The organism is Bifidobacterium dentium JCM 1195 = DSM 20436, from assembly GCF_001042595.1.
Taxonomy (GTDB): Bacteria; Actinomycetota; Actinomycetes; order Actinomycetales; family Bifidobacteriaceae; genus Bifidobacterium; species Bifidobacterium dentium.
In genome coordinates, this window is record NZ_AP012326.1 from 1293743 (window position 1) to 1308680 (window position 14938).

Annotated in this window: 15 protein-coding genes and 4 tRNA genes; 12 read left to right on the top strand and 7 right to left on the bottom strand. The window is 56.5% G+C overall.

Annotation, left to right across the window (positions count from 1 at the left end; translation table 11 throughout):
- The first annotated feature begins 126 nt into the window (after positions 1 to 126).
- Together hrcA and dnaJ are read left to right on the top strand one after the other, a co-directional pair.
- On the top strand, positions 127 to 1254 hold the full coding sequence (gene hrcA / locus BBDE_RS05560; RefSeq protein WP_187116105.1) for a heat-inducible transcriptional repressor HrcA: 1128 nt from the start codon (positions 127 to 129) through the stop codon (positions 1252 to 1254).
- Between the two features lie 52 nt (positions 1255 to 1306).
- Complete coding sequence (dnaJ, locus tag BBDE_RS05565) at positions 1307 to 2455, top strand: molecular chaperone DnaJ (protein ID WP_003840156.1); 1149 nt, start codon at positions 1307 to 1309, stop codon at positions 2453 to 2455.
- Positions 2456 to 2546: 91 nt separating this feature from the next.
- Here the strand turns inward: dnaJ and BBDE_RS05570 are convergent, their stop codons facing one another.
- Positions 2547 to 3338, bottom strand: coding sequence for a fructosamine kinase family protein (locus BBDE_RS05570; RefSeq protein ID WP_012902147.1), 792 nt, complete (start codon positions 3336 to 3338; stop codon positions 2547 to 2549).
- Between the two features lie 146 nt (positions 3339 to 3484).
- On the opposite strand from BBDE_RS05570, the gene BBDE_RS05575 reads away from it, so the two are divergent.
- The gene (locus tag BBDE_RS05575; protein ID WP_012902148.1) at positions 3485 to 4366 is read left to right on the top strand and encodes an undecaprenyl-diphosphate phosphatase; all 882 of its coding nucleotides are present in this window, start codon (positions 3485 to 3487) and stop codon (positions 4364 to 4366) included.
- Positions 4367 to 4467: 101 nt separating this feature from the next.
- Here the strand turns inward: BBDE_RS05575 and BBDE_RS05580 are convergent, their stop codons facing one another.
- A complete protein-coding gene (locus tag BBDE_RS05580; RefSeq protein ID WP_003841745.1) occupies positions 4468 to 5289 on the bottom strand; it encodes a PAC2 family protein in 822 nt (273 codons plus the stop codon).
- A 227-nt stretch (positions 5290 to 5516) separates the two neighbouring features.
- Here BBDE_RS05580 and BBDE_RS05585 point away from each other — a divergent pair.
- The 9 genes from BBDE_RS05585 (at position 5517) to BBDE_RS05620 (ending at position 8549) form a co-directional block, all read left to right on the top strand.
- A tRNA-Gly gene (locus BBDE_RS05585) sits at positions 5517 to 5589 on the top strand.
- Positions 5590 to 5619: 30 nt separating this feature from the next.
- Positions 5620 to 5690, top strand: a tRNA-Cys gene (locus BBDE_RS05590).
- Positions 5691 to 5732: 42 nt separating this feature from the next.
- A tRNA-Val gene (locus BBDE_RS05595) sits at positions 5733 to 5804 on the top strand.
- A gap of 29 nt (positions 5805 to 5833) precedes the next feature.
- Positions 5834 to 5909: transfer RNA gene (locus BBDE_RS05600), tRNA-Val, on the top strand.
- A 512-nt stretch (positions 5910 to 6421) separates the two neighbouring features.
- Entirely contained in the window at positions 6422 to 6550 is a 129-nt protein-coding gene (locus BBDE_RS11635) for a hypothetical protein (protein WP_003840145.1), read from the top strand.
- 104 nt (positions 6551 to 6654) lie between these two features.
- Positions 6655 to 6843 (top strand): hypothetical protein, encoded by a 189-nt coding sequence (locus tag BBDE_RS05605; RefSeq protein WP_003840143.1) that lies wholly within the window; start codon positions 6655 to 6657, stop codon positions 6841 to 6843.
- Between the two features lie 74 nt (positions 6844 to 6917).
- Positions 6918 to 7355 carry an FHA domain-containing protein gene (locus tag BBDE_RS05610; protein WP_033488966.1) on the top strand — a complete coding sequence of 146 codons (438 nt, stop codon included), beginning with the start codon at positions 6918 to 6920 and terminating at the stop codon, positions 7353 to 7355.
- A 96-nt stretch (positions 7356 to 7451) separates the two neighbouring features.
- Positions 7452 to 8075, top strand: coding sequence for a MerR family transcriptional regulator (locus BBDE_RS05615; RefSeq protein WP_012902150.1), 624 nt, complete (start codon positions 7452 to 7454; stop codon positions 8073 to 8075).
- 90 nt (positions 8076 to 8165) lie between these two features.
- Positions 8166 to 8549, top strand: coding sequence for a hypothetical protein (locus tag BBDE_RS05620; RefSeq protein ID WP_003840139.1), 384 nt, complete (start codon positions 8166 to 8168; stop codon positions 8547 to 8549).
- Between the two features lie 133 nt (positions 8550 to 8682).
- Here the strand turns inward: BBDE_RS05620 and BBDE_RS05625 are convergent, their stop codons facing one another.
- The 5 genes from BBDE_RS05625 to BBDE_RS05645 form a co-directional block, all read right to left on the bottom strand.
- On the bottom strand, positions 8683 to 9408 hold the full coding sequence (locus BBDE_RS05625; protein WP_003840137.1) for an HAD hydrolase-like protein: 726 nt from the start codon (positions 9406 to 9408) through the stop codon (positions 8683 to 8685).
- A gap of 103 nt (positions 9409 to 9511) precedes the next feature.
- Positions 9512 to 9859, bottom strand: coding sequence for an RNA polymerase-binding protein RbpA (locus BBDE_RS05630; protein ID WP_003841738.1), 348 nt, complete (start codon positions 9857 to 9859; stop codon positions 9512 to 9514).
- A 91-nt stretch (positions 9860 to 9950) separates the two neighbouring features.
- Entirely contained in the window at positions 9951 to 12557 is a 2607-nt protein-coding gene (locus tag BBDE_RS05635; RefSeq protein ID WP_012902151.1) for a DEAD/DEAH box helicase, read from the bottom strand.
- Positions 12558 to 12576: 19 nt separating this feature from the next.
- Positions 12577 to 12894, bottom strand: coding sequence for a hypothetical protein (locus BBDE_RS05640; protein WP_003840130.1), 318 nt, complete (start codon positions 12892 to 12894; stop codon positions 12577 to 12579).
- Between the two features lie 9 nt (positions 12895 to 12903).
- On the bottom strand, positions 12904 to 14820 hold the full coding sequence (locus BBDE_RS05645; protein ID WP_003840129.1) for a helix-turn-helix transcriptional regulator: 1917 nt from the start codon (positions 14818 to 14820) through the stop codon (positions 12904 to 12906).
- Positions 14821 to 14938 lie beyond the last annotated feature (118 nt).

The following is a 14938-nucleotide window of genomic DNA, read 5'->3' on the forward strand; positions in this document are numbered from 1 at the left end:
GAACGATTAGCACTCCTCGGCCGGGAGTGCTAAAACAATAGGAGTGTCGTAATGATGAGGCGGTGCGTTTCGATCCCGTTCGGCCGTGCCGCGCACACTCATGTCTTATATACCAAGGGGGCGCGCATGACGCAGTCGAGACGCATGCTGGTGTTGCGTGCCGTAGTCGAGGACTATATTCGCTCGCAGGAACCCGTTGGATCGACCACGCTGACCAGAGATCATGATCTGGGCGTGAGTTCGGCGACGGTGCGAAACGATATGGCCGCACTGGAGGATGAGGGCTATCTGATTCAGCCACACACTTCGGCGGGCAGGATTCCGACGGAAAAGGGGTACCGTTATTTCGTGGATCGGCTGGCGACCGTCATGCCGCTATCCGAGGCGCAGCGTCGAGGCATCAACAGCTTTCTGTCGGGATCGGTCAACCTTCAGGACACGTTGCAGCGTGCCGCACGTCTGCTGGCGCAGATCACCGGGCAGGTGGCCGTGGTCGCCGCGCCGTCGTTGTCCAAATCGATGCTACGGCATGTTGAAATCGTGCCGGTCTCCGTCAATACGTTGCTGGCGGTGGTCATCACCGACACCGGGCGCGTCGCCCAGCATATTCTGAACGTCGCCGAACTGCCGGATATGACCGTGCTCGCTCATCTGGTCAATGAGATCAATACGCAATGCGCAGGGGTCTCCCTGGCCCAGACCGCCGACTACGTACGCCGTATGGGGCCGCGTGATGCCTATCGTTCCATCAGCGCCTTGACGGAGACGCTGGCGCAGGCCTTCGACGGCATGGCGGATGATGAGCGTGCGGGTGAACTGTACATGGCTGGCACGTCGCGGCTGGCACATCAGCATACCGTCGCCGATCTGGCGCCGCTGTTCGACGCACTGGAGGAACAGGTCGTGCTGATAAAATTGATGAGCTCGTTGAGCGAGACCGCGCAATCCGCCGGGGTGGGCGTGGCCATCGGTTCGGAGACTCATACGCCGGGACTGCTGCACGCTTCGGTGGTCACCAGTGGCTATGGCCGTACCTCCGCCGGCAATGCAGGTGGTATGGGCACTGACAATCGCAGTGAAATCAACGATTTCGGCGACGAAATTCAGACGGAACCCGTCACCGAACCGGTGGCATTCGTCGGATCCATCGGGCCGACGCACATGGATTACGTGACTACCATGGCGGCCGTCAGAGCGGTCGCCCGTTACCTGACGGCGTTTCTTGCGCACGATGAGCGCCATACCAACGACTGACCCCGCCTTATGGCACAATGGCACGCGGAACCAATAGGGAGAAAGAGCGACTGTGACGGATTACTACGAAGTACTGGGCGTTGACCGATCTGCCAGTGATGATGAGATCAAAAAGGCCTATCGCAAGATGAGCCGCAAATATCATCCCGATATCGCAGGTCCGGAATTTGAGGACAAATTCAAGGAAGTCAACAACGCGTACGAGGTGTTGTCCGACCCGCAGAAACGACAGATGTACGATGCCGGCGTGGACCCGAACGATCCGAACGGCGGCGCAGGAGGCTTCGGAGGCGCCGGTTTCGGGGATATGGGTGACTTCCTGAACATCTTCACCGGCGGTGCCTTCGGCGGTGGTGCCGGAGCCGGCCCGCGTCCGCGTACCCAACCTGGTCGAGATGCCTTGGCCAGTGTGACCATCGATTTGAAGACGGCCGTGTTCGGCGACACCGCGCATGTGAGAATCAACACCTTCGGCCTGTGTCAGGAATGCGCCGGTACGGGTTGCCAGAAAGGTACCCAGCCGACGCAATGCCCCGAATGCCATGGCAAGGGCTTTGCGCAGCGTGTAGTCAGGACCATGCTCGGCCAGATGATGACCACCGCCCCCTGCGAGCGTTGCGAGGGACACGGCACCGTCATCGAAAATCCCTGCCCCTCCTGCCTGGGCCATGGTCGTGTGCGCACCACGCGCAATGTCGGCGTCTCCATTCCCGCAGGCATCGGCAACAATACGCGTCTTCGACTCGCCAATCAGGGCGAGGTCGGCGAGAACGGCGGTGTCGCCGGCGACTTGTATGTCGATGTGCGCATCTCGTCGGATGATACGTTCACCCGTGACGGTGACGACCTGCATTGCTGGATTCAGGTGCCCATGAGCTGGGCCGTATTGGGGCATGACCTTGAAATCGACACGTTCGACGGACCGCAATCCGTCAGCGTTCCGGCCGGATGCCAGCCGGAGGATACCGTGACCCTGAAGAATCTCGGCGTCACGCATATGAGCGGCAACGGTGACCGTGGCGACCTTGTGGCGCATGTCGTGGTGCAGATTCCGACCAAGCTCAGCGACGACGAACGTTCCCTGATGGAACAGTTCGCAGCCAGCCACGATGCTGGCGCATCCCATGTGCCGCAGAGCTCTCGTCCGACCGTGGGCGCGAAGAAGGGCTTCTTCTCCAAGCTCAAGGATGCGTTGCGCTAGACGATCGCTCCGCTTGAGACCCACACATCGTCAGGGTGTTTCGAATCATATGCTTCGAAACACCCTTTTTCGTTAGTTCGTCATCGCACGGCTACCGCAGCAGGGCACGGCACATGGCGCGATATTGGCTGACATATCCGCCGCCGAAAAAGACGCAATGCCCGGCGATCGGATACAGCTGCCATAATGTGGTACGTTCCTGCCAACCCGCCTTGAGCGGGTGTACCGACTGGTAGCCGTCCAGAATTTCGGTGAGATAGGACATGCCGAAAAGATTGAGCATGGCGAGATCCTCTTCGCGATGGCCGCCATGCGCGGCGGGATCGATCAGCACGGCTTCGACGGAACCGGAATCGGCGGTCCACATCACGTTGCCACTCCACAGGTCACCATGTACGCGTGCGGGCTTATCCGCGGCCGCACGACCGAGAATCTCCGGGAGCGCCTGAATCACCTCCTCGGTCAGGCCCATATCGGTATCGGTGAGCTCTCGTCGACGAATGCCAAGTTCGACCATCGGGCGAAGACGGCCTTCCGCCAGATAAGTGGCCGGATCGGTCCACGTACCGCAATCCATAGGCACCGGATCCTGCAGCGGTCCGAAATAGCAGGTACCCATGTAACCGGCGGGAGCCGAACCGAAGAACTCCGCACCGGAATCATGCATGCGGGCCAGTGCGGCGCCGAAATCGTAAGCGGCCTTGGGAGTGGGGGAACAGGAGTTCACGCGTTCGATGTCAAGAAAGTCCCTGCCCCACTCATAGACCTCGACCACGCGGGGGCCACCCTGGGCGTGCGCTGCGCCAAGCCATTGAAGGCCACGACCTTCGCATTCGAAGAAGCCGTCCGGGCTGAATGCCCTGCTCTTGCGATATTTCCCCATGTCGTGCTCCTTGGTACCACATTGCTTGTGATTGACGGTTCCCATTGTGTGCGCGGATTGAGACAACCCTGTGAAATCGATGAGAAATTTAGGCACCATTCGCTACGCTGGTGCTCGGAAAACAGACGAACACATAAAGAGGGTTCATGAATTTCTTCCAAGCGATTTTCCTGGGACTGGTGCAGGCATTGACCGAATACCTGCCGGTTTCCTCCAGCGCGCATATCCGCATCGTCGGTGATCTGATGTTGGGGTCCGACCCCGGCGCGGCCTTCACCGCCATTATCCAGATCGGTACTGAACTGGCCGTAATCCTGTACTTCCGCCGCGACATCATCCGTATTCTTGGCGCCTGGTTTGGCTCCCTGTTCGGCAAAGAGGGCAAGGACTTCAAGAGCCGTATGGGCGCGTATAACCGTGACACCCAGATGGGCTGGTTCATCATCCTTGGCACCATGCCGATCCTCATCGCCGGCGTGTTGTTCAAACATGTCATTGAAACTTCACTGCGCAACCTGTGGATCACCGTGACCGTGCTGGCACTGTTCGGCGTGCTGCTGTGGGTGGTCGATGCCCGCGCCAAGCAGATCAAAACCATGGAGGAGATGACCTGGAAGGATGCACTGGTCTTCGGCATCGGTCAGATGCTCGCCCTGATTCCCGGCGTTTCCCGTTCCGGAGGCACCATCACCTTCGGCCGCGCCATGGACTATACCCGTGAGGCCGCCGTGCGCGTGAGCTTCCTGATGGCCATTCCGGCCGTATTCGGTGCGGGTATTCTCGAAGCCGTCTCCGCAGTCAAGGATGTGGCTGCGGGTGATGCGGACATGTTCCCCGGCTGGGGTGCCACCATTGCCGCCACCATCGTGGCCTTTGTCGTCGGCTATGTGGTGATCATCGGCTTCCTGAAGTTCGTGTCCACCTTCTCATACAAGGCCTTCGCCATCTACCGCATTGCGCTTGCCGTGGTTGTGGCGTTGCTGCTGATCTGCGGCGTCATCTCCCCGTTGGAGATGGCCGCAGCCTGATCGTACCGCGCTACGATTCTCGGATACGGGTGGGTCCCTGCCGTCCTAACGATGGCAGGGACCCACCCGTATCCGTATCCTTCGCCATTACGAATGGCGAATCAGTGTTCGGCGAAAGGCTGATTCCTGAGAAAAGCCTCGGCCTCCTGAATCAGCTGCTCGCATGCGGGAGTGCCGTTCGATGCGATTTCCCGGGCTTTGACGTTGAGATCGTATTCGCGTTCAAGTTGTCTGATGTAATCACCGGTATGCATGTTTTCGACCATGTCATCGGCTTCTTTGCGCCATTGCATGGCCTTATTGGCGAGTTCTCCCTCATTGAGGGGTTGTTTCAGCAGAATGGACAGCGCGTGAACCAGCTCCAACGTGCCCTGCATGCATTCGACGTTATTGAAATATTGCGGCACTGATACCCACATTGACGTGGTGGAGAAACCGTTGTCGGCGGCGATCGCGTCGAGGATGTTGGGAATGCCGATCGGGCCATTGTACTTCTTGTCGAGCTCGCATTCGCAGTCACCCTTGGAGATGTCCAACGGAAGAGGTCTGGTATGCGGACAGTCGGCGAACATGGAACCTAGGGTGACGATTTCGTTCACGTCATAATCCTCGGCTATGCGCAGCGTCTTCCGGCAATATTCCTCCCACCGGTAATTCGGTTCCGGAGCTATTTGCGCGAGAAAGTGCGTCTCAGGGGAAATGGTGATGTCGTAAAAGGTGGTCTGCGGCCAGATGATACGCCTGCGGCCTTGTACCGAACAGATCATCGGACGGGCGACCTGATAGTCGTAGAAACCTTCGTCGTTGATATGCCGGATTTCCTGCGAATCATATCGTGAGACCAGGTGTCGAATGACGTTCGTGGCCGCTTGGCATGCATCGTTCCATCCCTCGAATGCGGCAAGCATTACTGTCTTAGGCATTGTTGGCTCCTTCACACATAGCATTAATGTAGCGCGAAATCGTGGGTGACGAAATGCTTATGCCATCGGTGAATAGCCTGAAATGCAAGGATTTGCGATTCTTGATCATGCCGTGAAGGGTGGTATTAGGGATAGCGGGTTTCGGCATACGACACGCTGACTTGCAAATCACACGGATGTGGTTATAGTAGATACTCGTGCTCAGGCAGTGATACTGCCGGTAACATGCGGACATAGCTTAGTTGGTAAAGCGCAACCTTGCCAAGGTTGAGACCGCGGGTTCGAGTCCCGTTGTCCGCTCGAAGGTTCCGAATTGATGTCAACCTTTATGGTGGGTTAGCCAAGCGGTTAGGCAGCGGCCTGCAAAGCCGTATAGACGAGTTCGACTCTCGTACCCACCTCTCATGAAACAGAATCGTATGTTCTGCGGAATGGTATGACCCGGGCGGTTGGCGCAGAGGTAGCGCACTTCCCTGACACGGAAGGGGTCACAAGTTCGAATCTTGTATCGCCCACTGGAGTTTGACTCCATATAAACCAACATGGGTGATTGGCGCAGCGGCTAGCGCACTTCCTTCACACGGAAGGGGTCATAGGTTCGATTCCTATATCACCCACCATGAAGCCGTCCGTATGGACGGCTTTTTTGTTATTGGATTGCCCGAGGCCTGTGACGGGGCGTGACCATACGGCAGCGGCGATGCCGACGCAGGCCTCCACGTCGCCGCGAGTCTGTGGAACATGGCGGTCAACTGATATCTGGATAACGAGCCAGTTTTGCGCAATCTCAAGAATAACCGATGAAAATACAAGAAATCGAACGAGGAGACCATGACTTTCACTGAGCGGGCCTCTATAGTGGACAACGTACACAACAGAAGATAGCAGGACGCAGGGTGCGTCACAGAATAACAGCAAGTAAGGAAACAACATGAACGACAACAAGATTTTCTCCGCCATCAAGCGCGGCTTCGAAATCAACGGTCTGATGGCGGTCAACACTCCGTCCGCAGGCAAGGCTCTGCACGAGCTGCTCAACAACCGCTGATCAGGCCCCGCGAGCAAAGCTTCGCGACGCAATCGCTATCGTTAATCGCAAACAACAGTCTTTATAGGAATTGAGGAATACAACATGAATAAGAACAAGATTTTCTCCGCCATCAAGCGCGGCTTCGAAATCAACGGCATCAACACCCTGTCCATGGCCGCGGGCTCTCCGTCGGTCAACAAGGCTCTGCAGGAGATGCTGGATCAGCGCTGAAACTAAGCGCACCACCTGTTAACAAACGCCTGGCGGCATATTTTCCATGTCGTCAGGCGTTTTTTCATGGTTTGCCATGGTTGGTGACATTAGAATGGACGATTATGAACGAATCGTTGAATCTCAACCAGCCTGTCAACGCCATGGGGCCGAATGAATTGGAGGCCTATGCCGCATTGGGAGACAGACAGCATGATGAGGCGAACAAGGAGCTGGAACGCCGTTGGCGTAGCTATGACGATATGCTGCCACATGACGAATTCGTGTCGATCATAGACAAAGCCCACGCATGAAAGCAGTGTATGATTCGTGACCATGGCCAAGACAATACCGGCTATATGCAAAGGGAATGTATAGAATGGCGAATATGACTGATCCGATTCCAAGCGCAGGCGAAACGACCATCATCGGTCTTCCTGCAATTACTGTACCGGTAACCTCCACCGGAGACCGTCCTTTGACGAAGGAGGACCTCGATACGATCATGCGTCTGTCCGATGGCACGGCGCTGTTGATCTCGACTAGGGGAGCGGTTTCCGGTTCGCGTTATCTGCTCGACGAAGATGAGATTACCGTGGGACGTGATCCGCGTGCGGACATTCTGTTGGATGACTCCACGGTTTCGCGTTCCCATGCCGTGTTCCGCAGGGTCAATGGTGCATATTCCGTCATTGACGCCGGTAGTCTGAATGGCACATACGTAAATCGTCAACGTGTCGATCAGAAGCAGCTGAACAATGGCGACGAGATTATGATCGGCAAGTTCCGTCTGGTCTATTTCACCAACTCCGCCGTCATTGCCTGATATTCCGCATGATGCGGGATAGACTGTGAACAGCGGCATCGCGCCCATGGGCTTCGTATGAATCTCATGGGCGTAGCAGTTCATAGGGAGAATACGATGAGTGATGCGGAGTCAACAATGCAGTTGCATCTGCGCGCGCCCCAAGCGGTGCAGGGGGAGTTGTTTCCTGCAACCGACACGCAGAACGTTACACGAGGCTATCGCGGTACCGTGGCGTCGAAAGTTGCCGGCATCACCTATAGACAGCTTGATTATTGGGCTCGTAAGCAGATCGTAGAACCATCGATCACGCCTTCGCATGGATCCGGTTCACGGCGTCTGTATTCATTCAAGGATGTGGTGATTCTGGCGGTCTCCAAAAAACTGTTGGATGCCGGCATCAATCTGCAGAACGTGACCACGGCCATTGGATTCCTGACACAGCGTACGATCGAGCAGCTGGAAGGCATCACCATCATGTGTGACGGTCAGGAAGTGCATGAATGCACCACCAGCGAACAGATGATCGAACTGTTGCAAAGCGGCAAGGCGATATTCGGTGTGTCCGTAGGCTCGTTATGGCGTCAAATCAAGAATGCACTGGATCATGAGGAATATGTCGACCTGACGAAACTGCAGACCAGTACGGATGGCAAGCGACCGATTGATGACATCGCGGCCATGCGGATGCGGAAAAAACTTGAAGCGCAGCGTAAGGCCAGGGCCGCCAGTGGCAGATAGGAATTGCCGGGAGTCGTGGTAAGACCGCGTGTGTAGGATGGCATCCTAGGAGATCGAAAGTTAATGGAATAATCATCAGGGGAGTGACGCATGCTCGATATTCTGCCGGTCTTGCTTTGGGTCATCGCCGCCGTCATTGCAGTGAACATATGTTCGATCTGTTCGATTCGTGGAGGCTTTTTTTCGCATAAGGAACGTCCGGTATATCCGGTGCGATGGTCGATCATCGGATTGCACTTCGCGTCATTGGTGCTCGGAGCATTGCCGTATCCGCTGTATTCCTTGTTCAAGGAAAGTATGTCGATGCGATTCCGGCGTTTCTACGAGCATATGGGATGGCCGTCGGCGGTGGTCATGATCGTGCTGATAGCCGCCGAGCTGGTGTTCATGTACCTACAGGCCAGAAAAGGCATGGCGAGCGAAATGGAACGCAAACTCAACCGGATCGGCGAGCCTGACAACGAGTCCGAATGATGATGACTACGACCGTGAGGCCGAAATCGAAAAACGCCCGGTTATGCCAGGCGAAGCCCAAAAGGGGCGGGCCGATATAACCGGGTGGCGTTATGTCAGGGCAGGCGGAAATTATTTTCTGACATAACGTACATTATCGGGAGTATGAGTTGAAGTATTCCTCAACGGCCTGCGCCAACTCGTCCACGGTATCGATGATGCGATACACGCCATGCTCCTGCAGTTCTCCGGATTCAGCGTAACCCCAACCGCATCCCAAGCAATCCAAACCGCATGCCTTGGCGCCGTCGGCATCGGTCCAGCGATCGCCGACCATCAAGGCTTTGTCTCCGGCGGATTCGTCGTAACCGATATGCTCGAACGCCCAACGGATTACCTGATCCTTGTCGAGACGCGAATTGTCCTTGCTGGCTCCATAAATGCCATCGACCATGGTGTCGAGATGGAAATGCTCGCAAATCGGAATGCACTGGTACTGCGGCTTGCAGCTGGCGATAATCAGACGATATCCGTCCGCACGTAGCCTGGCAAGCTGTTCGGGAATGCCTTTGTAGATGGTGTTGTTGAGACGTCCCGGCACTTTCTGCCCTGGGTTGTTGGGATCATCGAATACGGCTTCGTCAGCGTAGTATTTGCGATAGACGGTAACGGCCTTATCGAGTTCGTCGTCCGGAACGCCGTTACGTTGCATGGATTCGCTGATGGCCGGGCCGATGAAACGTTGCAGCTCGTCGGCATCGGGAATTGGATACCCCATTTCTTGGAAGGCCTTGACCACGCATCCGATAATGCCCGGATCGGATTTGGTCAGCGTGCCGTCGAGATCGAGCAGTACGACTTTTTTCGGATGTTCAGACATGAGGTTTGTTCTCCTCTGATTCCTTGATTTCATGTGATACCGGAAATAATTATGCCCGGTCGTTATGACCGGGCAAGGTGTTCATGTGTTGTTCAGCTTCAGGTCACTCGTAATCCGGGAACCAGCCGTCACGATGCATCTGCAGCCGCTTCTCCAACAGGGTCTTGAGCTCGTCCTCGCTACGACGTTCCAACAGCATATCCCAGTGGGTACGGGTCGGTTTGCTGATTTCATCGGCCTGACGATCCTCATCGCCTTCACGGTGCGCCACAGCACCGCAACGGCACTCCCATTCGTCAGGCACTTCGGCGCCTTCGGCGAATGGCAGAATGGTTCGGTGACCTTTCGGACATACGTATGCGATGTCGTTGCGTGCCGCGAAATCCACGTTGTCATCGGATTCCAGCGATTTTGCGCCGATGCTCATGCCTCGCAGACTGCGTTCTGCCATTTGCCTTTGCCTCCTTGGATTGTTGCTCTGTCTACGCTACAGAACAGTTCGGACGTGTCGATTATTCCAACAACCGGTATGCAAACGGGCGTCAGTCGACCCCTGAATACGCGACGACGCCATGATTTACGGCTTCCATCGCCTGTTTGGCCACCAGCGCCAACGTTCCGGCACGTTTCGTCAGATATGGTTCGGCGACGGCGATTTGCTGAAGTACATCGGCCAAGCGTTTGCAATTACGCACGAAATCGCCTCCGGTCAGATCGGTGCCGTACAACACGCGCGACAGACTTTCACCCTGAGCCCATTCGTAAACGATGTCAGCGATGCCGAAATCAAGCTGCCGGGGCTCTTCAAGGGCATGGTCCTCGCACATCATGGCGATCTTCGCGTGTACGCCGCGCAACTGTGCCGCGCAGACGGCAACGTTGCCTTGGATGCCACCGGGGTAATGGCGGGGCTCTCCCCCGCTTCCCCCACGCGCTTCATAGATGAGCGACGACAGGACGCTGGCCAGTTCCGGCGCGTCAAGCCCGTCGAAGGCTCCTTCGTCGATCGCTTGCGCCAACACCAGATCAAGTTCGCTGTACAGATGACGCAACAATTGGCCGCGCTCGGTCAGTAGGTAATCCGCATGCCGTGATTTGTCCGAATCACGTTCCAAATAACCGAGTTCCTCCAATACGGTGCAAATATGGTCGAACTGCCGTGCCACCGATCCGGTGCGCGATTCATAACGATGCCGCACCCGTTCCAGTTCGCGCATTTCACGCGACCAACGATGCCCCCATTTGAGATGCTGCTGCAGATCAGGGCATTTACGGCATGGATGATTGCGATCCAATTCACGCATTGCCGCGATTTTTTCGTCAAGATCCATGAACGCCTGGCTGCGTTCGCTCTGCGTGCGGAAAACCTCATGCTTGAGTCGGCGCCGTTCATTCTTTTCCAGCTCGCTTAGCCGCATACGCAGACGCATGAAATCAGCAAAATCGCCGAATTCACAGGTAAAGGCATGTTCGTACCCCTCAAGAGCCTTCTTCAACGTATCCATCTGGGCTTCGAGTTGCCATGCCGATTCATTGGCCTCCCATTGCGCGAATGAATGGTCAAGGGTGATGCGGGCCGTTTCATAGTCACTGGAATTCAGCAGGTTGACGGCCATGTTGAAAGTCGGACGGAAGCTGGAATGCAACGGGTACACACGTTTGCTGGACAATGCGGCGGCGGTGGCCGGCACGAAACCGCGATGGTCGACAACCACGGCATGGCCGATGGTGTCGATGCCACGACGTCCCGCACGTCCGGTCAGCTGGGTGAACTCCCCCGGCGTAAGCCCGACGTGCCCGGTGCCGTCGTATTTCTCAAGTTTCTCGACCACTACGCAACGCGCCGGCATATTGATTCCCAAAGCCAGTGTCTCCGTGGCGAACACCACTTTGACAAGACCTTCCTCGAACAAACGTTCGACAATCTGACGGAACAAGGCGATCATGCCGGCATGATGCGGTGCAAATCCTTCCTCCAAGGCAAAGCGGAACTGCGAAAAATGCAGAGCCTTCAAATCCTCTTGGCTGAGCTGTCCATCGATCATCTCATCGACAATGCGCCGAATGCGGCGCACCTCACCGTTGCTGGTCAGCTCCAGACCGGCGTTGATGCACTGTTCGACGGCCTGGTCACAGCCATTACGGGAGAAGATGAAATAGATGCCGGGCAGCATATCGAGAAAGTTCAGCTCGTCCACCACGGCCCAGCGTTTGGGAGTATGCCGCTCCACCTTATGTGAGGATTCCCGGTCATGCCACGGGCCCTTCCCCTTGCCCTTACGTCTCTCCGGACGTTGCGCCCCTTGCCTGCGTGCTGCCTGACGATCGAGCTGATCAAGGCGGTTCAGCAGTTGCGCATTGAGCTTGACTGTCTGATCACCATGCGCATCACGACGGTACAGATCAATGAGCTCCGGTTCGGTGCGGTCATCCGCCTGCACAAGTACATGTTGCTCCAACGGAACAGGACGCTTTTCCGAAACGATCAGTTTGGTGTCCCCTCGCACCGAGACGATCCAATTGGAGAAGTCCTCCACATTCGACACCGTGGCGGAAAGACCGATGATTTTCACGCTTTGCGGCAGATGGATGATCACTTCTTCCCATACCGGTCCACGGAATCGGTCCGCAAGATAGTGCACCTCATCGAGAATCACGTAACGCAACGCTTCAAGCGTCATGGAGTGTTCGTACAACATGTTGCGCAGCACTTCGGTGGTCATGACCACGATATCGGCCTCGGAATTGATGGACGTATCGCCGGTAAGCAGGCCCACCCGATCCTGCCCATACTGATCCACCAAATCATGATATTTCTGGTTGCTCAGTGCTTTGATCGGCGTGGTGTAGAACGCCTTGACATTACGTTCCTGCGCCAGATAGATGGCGAAATCGGCAACGACGGTCTTGCCCGCACCCGTCGGGGCGGCAACCAGCACATTGCTGTCGGCTTCCAGCGCCTCATTGGCTTCCATCTGGAAATCGTCAAGCTCGAATGGCATGGATTGCGCAAATCGCGTAGCGGCCATACCCTGCTTGCGCTGGGTCTGCTTGAACATGGCGTAGCGCTGTGACGGTGACGGTTCCACGGTCGCATTGGTGCTGGTGATATCCATGGAACCGTTACGCCGGTGACGATGATGAGTCATGATTCCTTAAGAGTATTGTTCAGTCGTTGAAATGCTTCCAGCGTCTCCACTGAGCGGCATGACGCTCGCGTTTCGCCTCACGACGTTCGATGACCTGGACATGGGCGTCTACATAGCGATCGGCGGCGTCTCGCAACGGTCTGGTGAAGAACGGTGCCGAATTCGCCTGTTCAACGGGCAACGTGTCCCCCATGGCTGCGAAACGTTCTCCGGCGCGGCTTCCCACTTGCGCAATGTCCTTGAACGCATGATAGCCGTGCAACACCACGTAGATGCAGCCGGCGACAATCATCGACAACATGAACAGGGCGAGCAGAAGCCAAATCCACCAAGGCATGTCGCTCTCCTATCGGTCTTCGCTCTCATGATCGCTGACGCTAAGCTCATGCTGGGCTCGCGCGATGATCATCGTACGCAGGGTTTCCGGCGCGACCGCGGTGATATGGCGAGCGTGTGAAATGCAGAAAGCGACATACCAGGAGTCGGAAGAGACAATCAGATGCACCTTCTTGCCATCGCCACATTGCTCGACGGTGGCACCGGGAAGCCGATCGATGAACGGCAGATCGGCTTGGTTGGTGATGAACACGGCCGCGGTGCCATTATCAAAGCTCCACTTGCGCAACTCGGACACCGGCACGTCGGGAATGTCGATCTTTTCGACCGGCTCCACCAGTTCGGCCTTCTCGATACGGGAGATGCGCAACACCTGCCAGATACGAGGTTTGCCGTTGGCCTTGTTGATCGTAGTGTCTTTCTTGACGAATCGCTGCCTGTCCTTCGGTGCGGCATTGGCCACGTCGGTCCATACCGCAACGAAGTACACTCCTTCATCGACGAAGATCTTATCGGGTGCGACAAGCTTACGACGAGTGTTCCCCGCGCCATCGGTGTACTCCATGTCAAGAAGGGCTCCCTTTGAGATGGCGCTCTTGACGATGGAGAAGTTACGCGGTTCCATCTCATAGCCGGTCAGACTGAGCCAAGGCATCTGACCGGGTTCAACATGCTGACGCAGGCGATGATACAGGGATTCAGCTTGGCCGCGCTGCTTATCCGGCAACAGCGGCGAATGGGCCAGATAGCTTACCGAAGCGGTCAGCATGCTCAGATATTGCTGGGAGATGCCGGCGAGACGCTCCAGACCGAGCGAGTTCGTGGCGGACACGATGCCTTCGGCGTCCAGCAGCGACCAGTCGATGTCGAAGAATTGGCTACCCGCCATCTCGCCATCGTCCGAAACCGTGGTAAGAGTATTGATGTCCTTATGGATGACGTTGACGTACTTCTTCATCTCATCGTCGGACTTCGGCTTGCCGATGAAACGTTCGGCCAGCTCCTCCAACGAATACTCCTCGCCAAGATGCGCCGAAAGGAACAGCATCAGACGCAGTCTGCGATCGACCTCGCTACCGGTCTGGAACGAGGAATTCTTCTTTGGACGCCCCTTGCCCTCTTCGGAATCGTCATCATCCGTGTTGTTACGATTGATTTCCGGTGAGATGACGGCGGAACGGTTGTTGCCAGCGGACTCATCGGCCGGTTGGAACTGTGTCGCGGCGTTCAGACGCCGATTGAACGCGTCAACGGCCTCTTGAGGGCTGATGATGCATGCGCCCGGATGGCTGAGCACGAACATGGCCAAATCGTCCGAATCGGTGTAGGCGACATTGAGATGTTCACCGTCGACATCCACGGTTGCGGCGAAGCGACGCTGATCGACCACCTTGACGAGTTCGTCGGGAATGGACTGGGTGCCAAGGCCCGGCGCGATGGAATCCAGTCCAAGACCAGGAATCGGGGTCTGAGGCACACGCGGTGCCGTACGGGAGGTATGTTGCACCTGTTGCACGGGGGTCGAGGAGATCGACATGGAACGAGCCAGATAATTCGCTGCGGCGAGAACGGGAAGATCCTCCTGCGCAAAGCGCAGTCGAACACGGGGCTCATCGCCCAGTTGCAGACGATATGAGGCGAAATCCTGGCCCTCAGACTTCGAAGAATACTCCGGTTGGCGGGATTCGATGGCGATGCCCATGGCTGCCAGCTTGGCGCGATCGCGCTGGAATTGCTTGGCAAACGCCGCCTTCGCCGCCTGATCGGCCAGTTCGCCATAGGAATCGGCGTACGCCTTCACGCGCTGGGCGATCTGGCGGGAGGTAAGCCATTGCGGGAAAGCTGAAGACAGCACAGCCAATACGTCGAGCTCGTGCTTGCCCCACTTGTCGGAAAAACGCCGCCTTCCGTTACTGCCCTCTGCCATTAGTCCTCACGTCTCGTTAACGTTTCGTTGTAAGTGTGCGGCTTAATGCCACACCTCATTCCATGATAGAGGGTTTTCGCGAGTATCGCGTTCAATTTACGAAAAAACAGTGTTTTTC

What these genes read in the sequence shown, in the direction of transcription:
- hrcA (WP_187116105.1), top strand. Translation starts at nt 127, where the DNA reads ATGACGCAGTCGAGACGCATGCTGGTGTTGCGTGCCGTAGTCGAGGAC.
- BBDE_RS05570 (WP_012902147.1), bottom strand. Translation starts at nt 3,338, where the DNA reads ATGGGGAAATATCGCAAGAGCAGGGCATTCAGCCCGGACGGCTTCTTC.
- BBDE_RS05575 (WP_012902148.1), top strand. Translation starts at nt 3,485, where the DNA reads ATGAATTTCTTCCAAGCGATTTTCCTGGGACTGGTGCAGGCATTGACC.
- BBDE_RS05580 (WP_003841745.1), bottom strand. Translation starts at nt 5,289, where the DNA reads ATGCCTAAGACAGTAATGCTTGCCGCATTCGAGGGATGGAACGATGCA.
- BBDE_RS11635 (WP_003840145.1), top strand. Translation starts at nt 6,422, where the DNA reads ATGAATAAGAACAAGATTTTCTCCGCCATCAAGCGCGGCTTCGAAATC.
- BBDE_RS05605 (WP_003840143.1), top strand. Translation starts at nt 6,655, where the DNA reads ATGAACGAATCGTTGAATCTCAACCAGCCTGTCAACGCCATGGGGCCG.
- BBDE_RS05610 (WP_033488966.1), top strand. Translation starts at nt 6,918, where the DNA reads ATGACTGATCCGATTCCAAGCGCAGGCGAAACGACCATCATCGGTCTT.
- BBDE_RS05615 (WP_012902150.1), top strand. Translation starts at nt 7,452, where the DNA reads ATGAGTGATGCGGAGTCAACAATGCAGTTGCATCTGCGCGCGCCCCAA.
- BBDE_RS05620 (WP_003840139.1), top strand. Translation starts at nt 8,166, where the DNA reads ATGCTCGATATTCTGCCGGTCTTGCTTTGGGTCATCGCCGCCGTCATT.
- BBDE_RS05625 (WP_003840137.1), bottom strand. Translation starts at nt 9,408, where the DNA reads ATGTCTGAACATCCGAAAAAAGTCGTACTGCTCGATCTCGACGGCACG.
- BBDE_RS05630 (WP_003841738.1), bottom strand. Translation starts at nt 9,859, where the DNA reads ATGGCAGAACGCAGTCTGCGAGGCATGAGCATCGGCGCAAAATCGCTG.
- BBDE_RS05635 (WP_012902151.1), bottom strand. Translation starts at nt 12,557, where the DNA reads ATGACTCATCATCGTCACCGGCGTAACGGTTCCATGGATATCACCAGC.
- BBDE_RS05640 (WP_003840130.1), bottom strand. Translation starts at nt 12,894, where the DNA reads ATGCCTTGGTGGATTTGGCTTCTGCTCGCCCTGTTCATGTTGTCGATG.
- BBDE_RS05645 (WP_003840129.1), bottom strand. Translation starts at nt 14,820, where the DNA reads ATGGCAGAGGGCAGTAACGGAAGGCGGCGTTTTTCCGACAAGTGGGGC.